Here is a 13,054-nt window from a genome sequence, read left to right on the forward strand (position 1 = left end):
TCACAGACGATATGTCCCGATTTGTCCGACGTCTAGACAAATTCGCGGATTTGTAAAGATGCAACAGTCGGATAACGAAACAGCGGCCGCGCCACCTGGGCACGGCCGCTGTCAGCACAGGTCAGCGAACGATTCAGCCGCCTTTACGGAACGAGCAGCACGTCGGCGCCAGCCGGTAGCCCGTCCACCGGCCACCACCGCAGATCCGCCGATTCGGCGCTGCGCACCGGCACCGCACCGGGCGGCGCGACGATCTCGAACAGCAGGTCGAGATGTCGCGTCGGCACGCCGAGCGAGCAGGTGATCGGGTGCGCCTGCGCGCCGTAGAGACCGGGCGTCAGCCGCAGATCCGGGATGCCCGACTCCTCCACCGCCTCGCGCAGCGCGGCGTCGGCGACCGTCTCGTCACCCGGCTCGCAATGCCCACCGAGCTGGATCCAGCGGCCAACCCGCGGATGCAGGGTGAGCAGCACCTCGCGGCGATCGTGCGACAACACGATCGCCGAGGCGGTGATGTGGCCCGGCGCGTGTTCACGCAGGCACCCGTTCGGCGCCGAGCCGAGGAAGGCGAGCATCGCCTCCCGCAGCGAGCGGTCCGGTCCGGCCTCGGGCTGCCAGGCGGTGAGCAGCTCGGTCGCCGACGCGTGCAGCGACTCCGCGCTCACAGCTCCACCAGGCCGGCGCCGGGCGAACCGACGGTGCGCGGGGCGGGCTCGTCGAGTGGATGGCCGATCGCGATGGCGCCCAACGGCATCCAGTCCTCGTCCAGGCCGAGGACATCGCGGGTGACCTCCGGCGCGAAGATCGTCGACCCGATCCAGCAGCTGCCGAGCCCGTCGGCGGCCAGCGCCACCAGCAGGCCCTGCACCGCGGCGCCGACCGCGACGGTGAACATCGTCTGCTCGGCGGCCTGGCGGCGGGCGTCGGGATAGGCGTGCGCGCCGTCGGGCACGCAGAACGGGATGATCACCTCGGGAGCGTCGAACAGGATGCGCCCGCGCGCGACACGGCGTTCCACCCGTTCGGGCGCGAGGCCGTCGGCGGTGAGATCGGCCCGCCACTGCTCGGCCATGGCCTCGAGCAGCTGGGCGCGCAGCTTCGGCTTGCGCAGCCAGATGAAGCGCACCGGGCGGGTGTGATGCGGCGCCGGCGCGGTGAGCCCGGCCGCGACGGCCGCTCTGATCCGTTCCGGGTCGACCGGCTCGTCGGCGAAGGCGCGCACGGAACGACGCAGCGGCACAGCCTCTTTGCGGCCCCGCTCGATCGCCTCGGCGGTGCCGAGCCAGAACAGGTCGTCGACGCCGCCGCGCAGCAGCGCCGCCGCGCTCGACCCGTCGTCGTCGGTGGCCAGCCCGCGCACCACCGCGACCGGAACGCCGCCGAGCTTGCCCTTGACCAGATCGGCGGCGGCGGCGAGCTCGTCGGCCACGGCCACCTGGGTGACGTGCAGTTCGTTGCCCTGCCCGTCGACCGCGCCCGCGTAGTCGTGCAGCACGCGCAGCCCGGCCGCGCCGATGGCGGCGTCGATCTGGCCGTTGCGCCAGGCCCTGCCCATGGTGTCGGTGATGACCACGGCCACGTCGACGCCGAGTCGCTGGGCCAGCGCGGCGCGCAGCGACTTGGCGCTGGCGTCGGGGTCGGTGGGCAGCAGCACCAGTTCGCCCTCGGCCACATTCGAGCCGTCGACCCCGGAGGCCGCCTGCACGATGCCGAGGCGGTTCTCGGTGATGAGGGTGCGGCCCTTGCGGGCGAGCACCCGCACGGCCTCGTCGTCGACCAGCTTGCGACGGGCGGTGTCGCGCTCCTCCGGATCGGTCGGCGCGGTGACGATGCGGCCCTCGACCTTGGAAATGATCTTGCTGGTCACCACGACGACGTCACCGTCGGCGAGCCACGGCGCCTGCGCGGCAAGGTGTTCGGCGACGTCGTCGCCGGGCCGGAACTCCGGCAGCCCGGTGACCGGGAGGATCCGCAGCTCGTCGGCCGCGTGGTCGGGCAACACGCTCACGCCTTCACCCCTGCCAATTCGAGTGCGGCACGGGCCATTTCGGCCGTGGCTTCGGGGTCGGTCATGAGCAGCGGCACGCTGCGCACCTCCACACCGGGCACCTCGGCGGTGTCGGTGGAGTGCACCAGCCAGCCGTCGAGGATGCCGGTGGCCGAGCGGGCGCCGTAGTGCCGACCGATCGCCTCGGCCGTCGACTCGACGCCGATCACGGACAGGCACTCATCGGCCATGCCGCGCAACGGCTTTCCGTCGATCACCGGCGAGAGGCCGATCACCTTGGCCTCGGTGGTGCGTAACGCGCCCCTGATTCCGGGGACGGCGAGGATCGCGCCGATGCTCACGACGGGGTTCGACGGGGCCAGCAACACGGCGTCGGCGGCGGCTATGATTTCGGTCACATCTGGGGCCGGGGAGGCTTGTTCGGCGCCGATCGAGGCAAATCCGTGGGTCGGGAGCGCCGCGCGGTACCGCACCCACCATTCCTGGAAGTGGATCGCGCGACGTTCGCCGGCGTTGTCGGGATCGCTGACGACGACGTGGGTTTCACAGCGATCGTCGGTTGCCGGGAGCAAACGCACGCCCGGCTGCCACCGATTGCACAACGCTTCGGTGACCGCGGAGAGCGGATATCCGGCGCGCAGCATCTCGGTGCGGATGAGGTGGGTGGCGATATCGCGGTCGCCGAGGCCGAACCAATCGGGCTGGGCGTTGTATTTCGCCAGCTCCTCTTTCGCGTGCCAGGTCTCGTTCGCGTGGCCCCAGCCGCGCTCGGGGTCGATGCCGCCACCGAGGGTGTACATGCAGGTGTCGAGGTCGGGGCAGATACGAAGCCCATGCATCCAGACGTCGTCACCGACATTGACGATGGCCGAGATGTCGGCGTCGGGCAGGAGTTGCCTGACGCCCTGGAGGAACCGTGCACCGCCGACGCCGCCGACCAGAACGGCGATCTTGGGCTCGCGCACCGCGTGTTGTGCAGTCACAGGGTCACAGCCTAGGCGGTGCCGGTTGCCGGGTTATTTCGTGACGAATTCCAGCAAAGTTGCTGGTCATTTGCCACAGCACATAACAAGATCAACACGAAAGGCGGGTGCGGAGTGTAACGGAAGGGTGACGGCGGGTTGACCACCGGCGAGTGCGGCGTGTCTAATCACAGACATGTCATTCCGGTCACCGCGAGAAGACATAGCGCGGGGGCGTTTGCGAGAGGGTGTTGGCTCGCCGGAAGACAGGTTCGGGGAAGCCCGCGGGACTACGTCGCGGTGTTGGGCCGTCGGGGTGTGTGTTGGTCCGACGGAAAGAATCATTCTGCGCTAACACATAGTGAGGAGGCGGAACGATGACCGAAAACATGGTCTCGCCGACCGATTCCACAGCAGGCGCAGCTCACGCTGTCTGCGCCGAGGAGAGCTGGCCGGAACCGGACGTGGCAAGCGAAGTCGCGGCTCCCCGGCTGAGTCTGGTCGTGACGGGCTTCGACGAGATGTTCGAGTCCATCGAAGAGCAGTGGCAGGAACGCGCTCTCTGCGCGCAGACAGACCCCGAGGCGTTCTTCCCCGAGAAGGGCGGCTCGACCCGTGAGGCCAAGCGCATCTGCTTGGGCTGCGAGGTGCGCGATCAGTGCCTGGAGTACGCGCTGGCGCACGACGAGCGTTTCGGCATCTGGGGCGGACTCTCGGAACGAGAGCGTCGCAGGCTGAAGCGCGGAATCGGTTAAGAGAATGTTCGAAAGTAGACTCTGAGGCTCCAGCCCGGAGCACGCAGGCGCAGTACGTCGGTGCTTCGGGCGAACGCCCAGTAGTCGCGCCGTCCTCCGGCTCGACGGGCACGACAGGTGCACGCGAGAAAGGTGGACGAGTTCCCATGGCACGTTCCCGGCGTCATTCCCCGGCCCCCACCGCACGGTCGGTGACCCGCCGCGGTCGTGGCGTTCGCGGACCCATGCTCCCGCCCACCGTTCCCGCGTGGCGCACCAGAGGACAGAAGTTCGACCGGCTCGTGCTCGAGGCGTTCGCCCCGTTGGACACCCGCTGGCACGATCGGCTCACCAAGCTCGACATCGCCGTCGACGATGTACCGAAAATCCGTCCGCTGCACCCTGATTCGGTCACCTGGCCGGACGAGGTGGTCGCCGACGGGCCGGTGCCGCTGTCGCGGTTGATCCCCGCGGGCGTCGACCGGCACGGCGCGGCGACCCGCGCCAGGGTGGTGCTGTTCCGCAAGCCGCTGGAACTGCGCGCCGCCGATCCCGACGATCTCGTCGAGCTGCTGCGCGAGGTCCTCGTCCAGCAGATCGCGACCTATCTCGGCGTCGATCCGGACCTGATCGATCCCGAACCCGAGTAGCGCGGCGGCCGATAACGGGCGCGTATCACCGCGTGTCCGTATCCACTTTTACGGGCCGGAGGGCTAATCTCGACGTCGTGATCCCCATGCGTCGTTGCTGCCGACCCGGCTGCAAGAACCCGGCTGTAGCGACGCTGACGTATGTGTACTCCGACTCGACCGCCGTCGTCGGACCGCTGGCCACCGTCGCCGAACCGCATTCCTGGGATCTGTGCGAAACCCACGCCTGCCGCATCACCGCCCCCAAGGGCTGGGAACTGGTGCGCCACGAAGGCGGATTCTCCTCGAGCACCCCCGACGACGACGACCTGACCGCACTGGCCGAAGCCGTGCGCGAAGCGGGCCTGCGCCGCCGCCCCGCCGACGCCGACCAGCCCGGCTACCGCGACAACTCGCCCACCGCGCCGCGCACCACCCGCACCGGCCGCCGCGGCCACCTCCGAGTCCTCCCGGATCCATAAATCCTCAGGCCAGACCCGCGGACCCGGATTCCCGCGTGCGGCCGCTAGGGTACTAACCATGACGACTGTCGCGCGCTCCGGCGAACTCGTGAACGCCGTGATCAAGGCTTATGACGTCCGCGGGGTGGTGGGCGAACAGATCGATGCGGGGTTCGTCATGGATGTGGGCGCCTCGTTCGCCCGGCTGATGCGCGACGAGGGCGCCACCCGGGTCGTGATCGGCCACGACATGCGTGAGTCCTCCCCCGAACTGGCCGCCGCCTTCGCCGACGGCGTGCGGGCCCAGGGCCTCGATGTGGTGCACATCGGGCTCGCCTCCACCGATCAGCTCTACTTCGCCTCCGGCAAGCTCGGCTGTCCCGGCGCCATGTTCACCGCCAGCCACAATCCGGCCCGCTACAACGGCATCAAGCTGTGCCGCGCGAACGCGCTGCCGGTCGGCCAGGACACCGGGCTGGCCACCATCGCGGCCGAGGTCGTCGACGGCGTGCCCGCCTACGACGGCGCCGCGGGCACCGCGACGACCACCGATCTGCTCGCCGACTACGCGAGCTTCCTGCGCGATCTGGTGAACCTCGACGACATCCGCCCGCTGACCATCGCGGTCGACGCGGGCAACGGCATGGGCGGCCACACCGTCCCCGCCGTGCTCGGCACGCTCGGCCAGATCACGATCGTGCCGCTCTACTTCGAACTCGACGGCTCGTTCCCCAATCACGAGGCCAACCCGCTCGACCCGAAGAACCTGGTCGACCTGCAGGCGCTGGTGCGCCGCAGCGGCGCCGACATCGGCCTCGCCTTCGACGGCGACGCCGATCGCTGCTTCGTCGTCGACGAGCGCGGCGAGCCGGTCTCCCCGTCGGCGATCACGGCGCTGGTCGCCCAGCGCGAGCTCGCCAAGGAGCCGGGCGCGACCGTCATCCACAACCTGATCACCTCGCGCGCGGTGCCCGAGCTGGTCGAGGAGCTCGGCGGCAAGCCCGTGCGTACCCGGGTGGGGCACTCGTTCATCAAGCAGGAGATGGCGTCGTCGGGCGCTGTCTTCGGCGGCGAGCACTCGGCGCACTACTACTTCCGCGATTTCTGGGGCGCCGATTCGGGCATGCTGGCCGCGCTGCACGTGCTGGCCGCGCTCGGGGAGGGCCCGCGTCCGGTCTCGGAGCTGATGGCCGCCTACGACGTCTACGCTGCCTCCGGCGAGATCAACTCGACCGTCGCCGACGCCGCCGAGCGCACCGCGGCGGTGCTCGCCGCGTTCGCCGACCGGACCGTCTCGGTGGACCGTCTCGACGGCGTGACCGTCGATCTCGGCGCCAACGCCTGGTTCAATCTGCGCGCCTCGAATACCGAACCGCTGCTTCGTCTCAACGTCGAAGCCGGATCGCAGGCTGAAGTCGACGAACTCGTGACCGAGATCCTGGGCATCGTCCGCGCCTGACTGGAATAGTGGAATCACAGACCTTGTATTCGCCGACGGCTCGCCGGCAGACGACACAGCGCGATGAGGGGAGGTGGGATCGGCGATGATCGCTGGAACACCGGTATTCGACCTCGACGATGCCGCGTCGCTGGAGGCGGCCGACACCGGCGGCGCCCTACGTTCGGCGGCTTCGGGCGGCGCTCAGGTGCGGGCGACGGCCGCGGCGGTCGCCGAAACCTCGCTCATCGAACGCCTGTCCGAGTTGCGTCCGCGCAGTCTGGTCCTCGTCTCCGGTTCGGGCCGGGCGGCCCGCGCCGCCGGGCTGCTCGTCGCCACCCTCGGTGACCGGGCCGGGCTGCCGATCGTGCCCGTCACCTCGCTGCCGCCGTGGGTCGGTCCGCTGGACGTGGTGCTGGTCGCCGGCGACGACGCGGGCGATCCGCGGCTGATCGACGCCGTCGACCGGGCGCTGCGCCGCAGCGCCGAAGTGGTGATCGCGGCGCCGAACGAGGGTCCGCTGCGCGCGGTCGCGGCAGGCCGCGCGATCGTCCTCGAACCGCGGGTGCCCGTCCTCGACCACAACCGGCTGCTGCGATTCCTGGCCGTCGGCATCGCGGTGCTGCGCGGCATCGACGCCCAGCGCAGCGTGCCCGTCACGCCCGATCTGACGGCGCTGGCCGACATGCTCGACGCCGAGGCGCTGCGCGACGGCCCGCACAACGAGGTCTTCCACAATCCGGCCAAGACGCTCGCCGCGCGCATGCTCGGCGTCGGTGTGGTCCTCGCGGGTGACTCACCGGCCGCAGTCGAACTGGCCGGGCACGGCGCCGAGGTGCTGTTGCAGTCGGCGGGCAGGCTGGCCGCGGCCGCCGACCTGGCCGACACCATCGCCGCCGTCGGACAGCTGACCGAGGTCGCGGGCGGTTCCGCACCGGGATTCGATCCGCTGTTCCACGACGAGGAACTCGACGGACCGGCCCCGGTCGACCGGGTGCGGGTGCTCGCGCTGAGCGTGCATCCCGATCAGGCCGCCGTCCGGCGCAAGCTGGCGGTGTTCCACGGCGTCGGCAGCGGACTCGTCGACGCCGATCTGGTGCACGCCGACGTCGACGTGCTGCAGGACCAGCTCGCCGAGCCGGGCGCAGCGCCGACCATCGACAGCGCCGCTGCCACGTCCGCCGCAGGGGGCGGGCACGGCAGCGAGATCGAGCAACTGGCGGTGCTCGCGCTGCGCTTGGACATGGCCGCCGCTTATCTACGACTGACGGGTGCGCGCGGTACGACCGCGCCCTCGGATCGCTACCACGACGGGGGACACTACTAGTGCACGAACTCGTTGGTGCGCTGCGTTCCTACGCATGGGGCTCGCGCACCGCGCTCGCTCAGCTGTGCGGTCGGCCGGTGCCGTCGGCCCATCCCGAGGCCGAGCTCTGGTTCGGCGCGCATCCCGCCGACCCCGCGCGGGTGAAGCTCGCCGATGGCACCCGCTCCCTGCTCGAGGTGGTCGCCGCCGACCCGGCGCGCGAGCTGGGCGCGGTGGCCGACACCTTCGGTGCCCGGCTGCCCTTCCTGCTCAAGATCCTCGCCGCCGAGGAACCGCTGTCGCTGCAGGCGCACCCCAGCTCGGCGCAGGCGCGGGCGGGCTTCGAGCGGGAGAACCGCACCGGGGTGCCGCTGGACTCGCCCATGCGCAACTACCGCGACGACAGCCACAAGCCGGAACTCGTTGTGGCGCTGGACCGATTCGAGGCACTGGCCGGTTTCCGCGACCCACACCGCACCGTCGATCTGCTGCGCGCGCTCGACGTGCCCGGCCTCAATATCTACGCCGAACTGCTTGCCGCCCAGCCCGATTCGGCCGGGCTGCGGACGCTGTTCACCACCTGGATCACGCTGCCGCCCGCCGCGCTGTCGACCCTGCTGCCCTCGGTGCTCGAAGGCTGTGTGCGGTACCTGTCCGGCAAGGGCGCGCGCGAGTTCACCGCCGAGGTGCGCACCGCGCTGGAATTGGCCGAGGTCTACCCCGGTGACGCGGGGGTGCTCGCCGCGCTGCTGCTGAACCGGCTGACGCTGGAACCCGGCCAGGCCCTGTACCTCGACGCGGGCAACCTGCACGCCTACCTGCGTGGGGTCGGCGTGGAGATCATGGCCAACTCCGACAACGTGTTGCGTGGCGGTCTGACCCCGAAGCACGTCGACGTGCCGGAACTGTTGCGGGTGCTCGACTTCGAGCCGATCGAGCTCCCGGTGATCGAGCCCGCGGTCGACGCGGACGGCAGCGTGCGATACCGCACGCCCGCACCGGAGTTCGCGCTGTGCCGGTTCGACCTGTCCGCCGACGCCGAGCCGGTCGCGCTCGCCGATGCCGGGCCCGGCATCGTGCTGTGCACCGAGGGCACCGTCGAGCTGTCCCAGAACGGGCGCGCGCTCACCGTCGCCTGCGGCAGCGCGGCGTGGATCTCCGCGGTCGACACCGACATCAAGGCACGCGCGATCGGCGGGCCCGCGCAGCTGTTCAGCGCCTGCGTCGGCACCGGGAACTGACGCCGAAGCGCAATTTTCGCGCGTGTCCGCTTAGGCTGTTGCGGGCACGAGCGTGTACAGCGAAGCAGAAGGGCGGGCAGATGTCGGCTGGTGGTGGCAAGAAGGCGATCCTCGCCGCGTTGACGGCCAATGCGGGTATCGCGGTGGCGAAGTTCATCGGCGCGGCGATCACGGGATCGGCATCGATGCTGGCCGAGGCAGTGCACTCGGTCGCCGACACCTCGAATCAGGGCCTGCTGCTGTACGGACAGCGCGCCGCGGCCAAGGACGCCGACGAGCTGCACCAGTTCGGATACGGCCGCAATCGCTACTTCTACTCGTTCGTCGTCGCCCTGGTGTTGTTCACCCTCGGCTCGGTGTACGCGATCTACGAGGGTATCCACAAGATCCAGCATCCCGAGGAGCTGAGTCAGCCGATCGTCGCGATCGTCATCCTCGGCATCGCGATCGGCCTGGAGACCTTCAGCTTCATCACCGCGGTGCGTGAATCCAGGCCGCTCAAGGGCAATGCCAGCTGGTGGCGGTTCATCCGCAACTCGCGCAGCCCCGAGCTGCCGGTGGTGCTGCTCGAGGACACCGGCGCGCTCATCGGTCTTGTGCTCGCGTTCGGCGCGGTCGGGCTGACCATGATCACCGGCGACCCGATCTTCGACGGCATCGGCACCCTGGCCATCGGTATCCTGCTCGGCGTCATCGCGATCGTGCTGATCGTGGAGATGAAGAGCCTGCTGATCGGTGAGGGCGCCACACCGGAACAGGATCGCGCGGTCCGCGAGAACCTGGTCGACGGCGCCAAGATCACCTCGGTGATCCACCTCAAGACCGAGTACCTCGGCCCGGAGGAGATGCTGGTCGCCGCCAAGGTGGCGATCGCGCCGAACCTCGACATCGCCGAGATCGCCGAGGCGATCGACGCGGCCGAGGTGCGGGTGCGTGCCGCGGTGCCCACCGCCCGGCTGATCTACCTCGAGCCCGATCTGTACCGGACCCAGTCCGTCTGATCCATAGGCTCTGATTGATCGCCGTCGTCCCTCCGGGGCGGCGGCGATCGGCGTCGCTGGGCCGACACGGTCGGCGATCGGGACGGCCGGGGCCGCGGCGGCGGGTACCGTTCGGTCCCATGGCCGCCGAAGGTGGAGACAGCAAGGTCGCGATCCTCGCTGCGCTCGCCGCGAACGCGGGCATCATGATCGCGAAGTTCATCGGCGCCTTCATCACCGGCTCGTCGTCGATGCTGGCCGAGGCCGTGCACTCGGTGGCCGACACCGGCAACGAGGCGCTGCTGCTGGTCGGGCGCAACCGGGCCGAGCAGGACCCCGACACGCTGCATCCGTTCGGGTACTCGCGCAACCGGTACTTCTATTCGTTCGTCGTGGCGCTGGTGCTGTTCACCATGGGCTGCCTGTTCGCGGTGAACGAGGCGATCCACAAGATCCGGTTCCCCCACGAGATCGAGTCCCCCGCTGTCGCGATCGTGATCCTGCTGGTGTCGATGGCGCTCGAGGGCGGTAGCTTCCGCACCGCCCGCAAGCAGTCGGCGCCGATGAAGGGCAAGCACTCCTGGTGGCATTTCATCCGCAACACCCGTAATCCCGAGCTGCCGGTGGTGCTGCTCGAGGACATGGGCGCGCTGGTCGGCCTGCTGTTCGCCCTCGGTGGCGTGAGCCTGTCGGTGCTCACCGGCAACGGCGTGTGGGACGGCGTCGGCACGTTGCTCATCGGTCTGCTGCTCGGGGTGAACGCGATCGTGCTGATCGTCGAGACCAAGAGCCTGCTCATCGGCGAGGGCGCGACGGCCAAGGAGGACATCGCGATTCGCGCCGCCCTGCTGGCCGACCCGCGCATCGTGGGAGTCATCCGGATCCAGACCCAGTACCTCGGTCCGGAGGATCTGCTGGTCAACGCGAAGATCGCGATGCGGCCCGAGCTCGATATCAGCCAGGTCGGCGAGGCCATCGACGCCGCCGACACCCGCGTCCGCGCCGCCGCCCCGAACGTCTGCACCGTCTACCTGGAACCGGACGTCGTCAAGCCCGAAGCGGCGCGCGCGACACCGGAGAGTCAGTGGTAGGCGGGTGCGGCGCCGCGCAGGAGATCCAGCGGCTCGGTGACGATGCCGAAGCGGGTGCGCAGCATGTGCCGGGTGGCGTGCAGGCCGGGCATGCCGTGGACGCCGGGGCCGGGTGGGGTCGAGGACGAGCACAGGTAGGTGCCGGGGATCGGGGTCGAATACGGGTTCCAGCGGGCCAGTGGGCGGAAGGCGGTCTGGCGCAGGGTCATCGCGCCCGCGGAGATATCGCCGCCGACGTAGTTGGCGTTGTGGGCGGGCATGAAGGCCGCCGGTGTCACGTGTTGGGCGAGAATCAGGTCGCGGAAGCCGGGGGCGAAGCGCTCGACCTGGGCGATCACCGCCTCGCTGATGTCGCGGTCGGAGCCGTTGGGCACGTGGGCGTAGGTGTAGAAGGTGTGCTTGCCCGCCGGCGCCCTGGTGGTGTCGACGACCCCGGGCTGGATCGCGAGGACATACGGTCGCTCGGCGAATTCGCCTGCGGCGACGCGACGTTCGGCGCGCATCGCCTCCGCGCGGGTGCCGATCAGGTGCAGGGTGCCCGCCAGGTCGCAGCCCTCGGCGGTCCACGGCACCGGGCCCGACAGTGCGAAGTCGACCTTGCAGGCCGCGCCGCCGTAGCGGAATCGGCCGAGGCTGTTGCGGTATCGCGTGGGCAGGCGGTCACCGGCGACGCGCAGGAGTTCGGCGGGCGAGGTGTCGAACAGGACCGCACGCGCGGTCGCCAGCTCGGCGAAGTCGTCGACGCGATGTCCGGTGACGATCTCGCCGCCGAGCCGTTCCAGCTCGGCGATCATGGCGTTCGGGATCGCCTGGCTGCCACCGCGCGGAATCACCCAGCCGCCCGCGTGGGCCAGAGTGCCGAGCAGCAGGGCGGCGCCGACCGCGGGCAGCGCGCGCGGCTGAGTAATGGCATGGGTGGCGACACCGGTGAGCAGTGCGGGTGCGACCTCGTCGTGAAAGCGGTTGTTCCACAGGGGTGATCCCTGTTCGAGCAGGCGCAGGCCGAAGCGGACGGCGGTGGGTATCCGGGTCGGTGGGTGCCGGAGATCCGACATGGCGAGGTCGACGACATCGGGCCAGCGCTGGACCAGCGGACCGAACAGCTCGCGCCAGGCCGGGCCGTCACGACCGAGGTCGGCGACGGTGGATTCGAGATTGCGCCAGGCCAATCCGGCGATGCCGCCGTCGAGGGGATGCGCGTACGAGATGGTCGGGGTGAGCAGGTCGACGCCGTGCGCCGGGAGGTCGAACGCGCGAAAGAACGGCGACGCCAGCGCCATCGGATGCGCGCCGGCGCACACGTCGTGGTGGAATCCCGGCAGGGTCAGTTCCGCGGTCCGTGACCCACCGCCCGGCTGTTCCTGGGCCTCGAGCACCCGCACCGACAATCCGGCCCGCGCCGCGATCACCGCCGCGGCCAGGCCGTTCGGTCCCGACCCGACTACTACGACTTCCACCATCTGCCGTCCCTTCGCCCTCGGCCGCCGCGGGCGACCTGCGTCGTTGTCTCCAACCTACGCGGAGCGGTGACCTCCGCCGACGAGTCTTCGGTCACCGCGATGGGCAGGCCGAGGCCCGCGGCCCGCGACCACGGGCGGATGCGGTCAGGCGAATGCCGCCCAGCTCTCGACAAGCAGGGCGATCCGCCGTTCCCGCAGTTCCGGGCGCAACCTGTCACTGCGTTCCAGCGTCGCGATGCCGTGCAGGGAGGCCCAGGCCACCTCGGTGCGCGCGCCGAGTTCGTCACCCTCGGCGCCCGACCTGAACATCGCCTCGAGGCCGGCGAAGGCATCGCGCAGCGGCTGGGGAGCGTCGAGGCCGAAGGTGAGGTCGGTGGTGAGCACGAAGATCGCGTCGTAGCGGGCCGGGTTGGCGGTGGCGAAGTCGAGGTAGGCGCGGGCGACCTTGTCGAACATCTCGGTCCGGGTCGTTGCGGCCTCGCGCGCGCGACGCACGTCCTCGGCCAACTCGACGCAGCCTTGCAGGGCGACGGCGCCGAGGATGGCCGCCTTGTTCGCGAAGTGGCTGTAGAGCACCGGCTGGCTGTACTCGATGCGTTCGGCCAGCTTGCGGATGGTGACGGCGTCCCAGCCCTCCGCTTCGGCCAGCTCCCTGGCGGTATCGATGATCTGCTGATGTCGTTGGGCGCGTTCACGTTCCTTGCGCGGTTGGGTGCTCATGCTCGCAATTCTAGCAACGCTAGA

13 protein-coding genes are annotated in these 13,054 nt (G+C 70.0%); 8 read left to right on the forward strand and 5 right to left on the reverse strand.

The genetic code is table 11. The features are described 5' to 3' along the window. Positions 1–143: 143 nt before the first annotated feature. The 3 genes from ACFWF2_RS02120 to cofD are packed head-to-tail and all read right to left on the reverse strand — an operon-like array spanning position 144 to position 2,991. Complete coding sequence (locus ACFWF2_RS02120; RefSeq protein ID WP_379303670.1) at positions 144–665, reverse strand: NUDIX hydrolase; 522 nt, start codon at positions 663–665, stop codon at positions 144–146. Then, complete coding sequence (locus ACFWF2_RS02125; protein ID WP_379303672.1) at positions 662–2,008, reverse strand: coenzyme F420-0:L-glutamate ligase; 1,347 nt, start codon at positions 2,006–2,008, stop codon at positions 662–664. The genes ACFWF2_RS02120 and ACFWF2_RS02125 overlap by 4 nt, the downstream gene beginning before the upstream one ends. Next, complete coding sequence (gene cofD / locus ACFWF2_RS02130) at positions 2,005–2,991, reverse strand: 2-phospho-L-lactate transferase (RefSeq protein WP_379303674.1); 987 nt, start codon at positions 2,989–2,991, stop codon at positions 2,005–2,007. Before cofD ends, ACFWF2_RS02125 begins: the two co-directional genes overlap by 4 nt. 500 nt (positions 2,992–3,491) lie before the next feature. On the opposite strand from cofD, the gene ACFWF2_RS02135 reads away from it, so the two are divergent. The 8 genes from ACFWF2_RS02135 (at position 3,492) to ACFWF2_RS02170 (ending at position 10,850) form a co-directional block, all read left to right on the forward strand. Further along, a complete protein-coding gene (locus ACFWF2_RS02135) occupies positions 3,492–3,725 on the forward strand; it encodes a WhiB family transcriptional regulator (RefSeq protein WP_133733920.1) in 234 nt (77 codons plus the stop codon). Positions 3,726–3,871: 146 nt separating this feature from the next. Then, the gene (locus tag ACFWF2_RS02140) at positions 3,872–4,354 is read left to right on the forward strand and encodes a metallopeptidase family protein (protein WP_194826429.1); all 483 of its coding nucleotides are present in this window, start codon (positions 3,872–3,874) and stop codon (positions 4,352–4,354) included. An 86-nt stretch (positions 4,355–4,440) separates the two neighbouring features. Further along, the gene (locus ACFWF2_RS02145; protein ID WP_379303950.1) at positions 4,441–4,815 is read left to right on the forward strand and encodes a DUF3499 domain-containing protein; all 375 of its coding nucleotides are present in this window, start codon (positions 4,441–4,443) and stop codon (positions 4,813–4,815) included. 58 nt (positions 4,816–4,873) lie between these two features. Continuing rightward, on the forward strand, positions 4,874–6,253 hold the full coding sequence (locus ACFWF2_RS02150) for a phosphomannomutase/phosphoglucomutase (RefSeq protein WP_379303676.1): 1,380 nt from the start codon (positions 4,874–4,876) through the stop codon (positions 6,251–6,253). A gap of 85 nt (positions 6,254–6,338) precedes the next feature. Continuing rightward, complete coding sequence (locus ACFWF2_RS02155) at positions 6,339–7,559, forward strand: tobH protein (RefSeq protein WP_379303678.1); 1,221 nt, start codon at positions 6,339–6,341, stop codon at positions 7,557–7,559. Beyond that, complete coding sequence (manA, locus tag ACFWF2_RS02160; RefSeq protein ID WP_379303680.1) at positions 7,559–8,779, forward strand: mannose-6-phosphate isomerase, class I; 1,221 nt, start codon at positions 7,559–7,561, stop codon at positions 8,777–8,779. The genes ACFWF2_RS02155 and manA overlap by 1 nt, the downstream gene beginning before the upstream one ends. Positions 8,780–8,859: 80 nt before the next feature. Continuing rightward, complete coding sequence (locus ACFWF2_RS02165) at positions 8,860–9,780, forward strand: cation diffusion facilitator family transporter (RefSeq protein WP_379303682.1); 921 nt, start codon at positions 8,860–8,862, stop codon at positions 9,778–9,780. A gap of 119 nt (positions 9,781–9,899) precedes the next feature. Further along, positions 9,900–10,850 (forward strand): cation diffusion facilitator family transporter, encoded by a 951-nt coding sequence (locus tag ACFWF2_RS02170; RefSeq protein WP_379303684.1) that lies wholly within the window; start codon positions 9,900–9,902, stop codon positions 10,848–10,850. Here the strand turns inward: ACFWF2_RS02170 and ACFWF2_RS02175 are convergent. After that, the gene (locus ACFWF2_RS02175) at positions 10,841–12,310 is read right to left on the reverse strand and encodes a phytoene desaturase family protein (protein ID WP_379303686.1); all 1,470 of its coding nucleotides are present in this window, start codon (positions 12,308–12,310) and stop codon (positions 10,841–10,843) included. The two genes, ACFWF2_RS02170 and ACFWF2_RS02175, sit on opposite strands and share 10 nt — an antisense overlap. Positions 12,311–12,454: 144 nt before the next feature. Next, on the reverse strand, positions 12,455–13,030 hold the full coding sequence (locus ACFWF2_RS02180) for a TetR/AcrR family transcriptional regulator (protein WP_379303688.1): 576 nt from the start codon (positions 13,028–13,030) through the stop codon (positions 12,455–12,457). Positions 13,031–13,054: the final 24 nt, after the last annotated feature.

This window comes from Nocardia sp. NPDC060259 (assembly GCF_042728775.1).
GTDB lineage: Bacteria > Actinomycetota > Actinomycetes > Mycobacteriales > Mycobacteriaceae > Nocardia.

What these genes read in the sequence shown, in the direction of transcription:
- ACFWF2_RS02155 (WP_379303678.1), top strand. Translation starts at nt 6,339, where the DNA reads ATGATCGCTGGAACACCGGTATTCGACCTCGACGATGCCGCGTCGCTG.
- ACFWF2_RS02180 (WP_379303688.1), bottom strand. Translation starts at nt 13,030, where the DNA reads ATGAGCACCCAACCGCGCAAGGAACGTGAACGCGCCCAACGACATCAG.
- ACFWF2_RS02170 (WP_379303684.1), top strand. Translation starts at nt 9,900, where the DNA reads ATGGCCGCCGAAGGTGGAGACAGCAAGGTCGCGATCCTCGCTGCGCTC.
- ACFWF2_RS02145 (WP_379303950.1), top strand. Translation starts at nt 4,441, where the DNA reads ATGCGTCGTTGCTGCCGACCCGGCTGCAAGAACCCGGCTGTAGCGACG.
- ACFWF2_RS02135 (WP_133733920.1), top strand. Translation starts at nt 3,492, where the DNA reads ATGTTCGAGTCCATCGAAGAGCAGTGGCAGGAACGCGCTCTCTGCGCG.
- ACFWF2_RS02165 (WP_379303682.1), top strand. Translation starts at nt 8,860, where the DNA reads ATGTCGGCTGGTGGTGGCAAGAAGGCGATCCTCGCCGCGTTGACGGCC.
- ACFWF2_RS02140 (WP_194826429.1), top strand. Translation starts at nt 3,872, where the DNA reads ATGGCACGTTCCCGGCGTCATTCCCCGGCCCCCACCGCACGGTCGGTG.
- ACFWF2_RS02150 (WP_379303676.1), top strand. Translation starts at nt 4,874, where the DNA reads ATGACGACTGTCGCGCGCTCCGGCGAACTCGTGAACGCCGTGATCAAG.
- ACFWF2_RS02175 (WP_379303686.1), bottom strand. Translation starts at nt 12,310, where the DNA reads ATGGTGGAAGTCGTAGTAGTCGGGTCGGGACCGAACGGCCTGGCCGCG.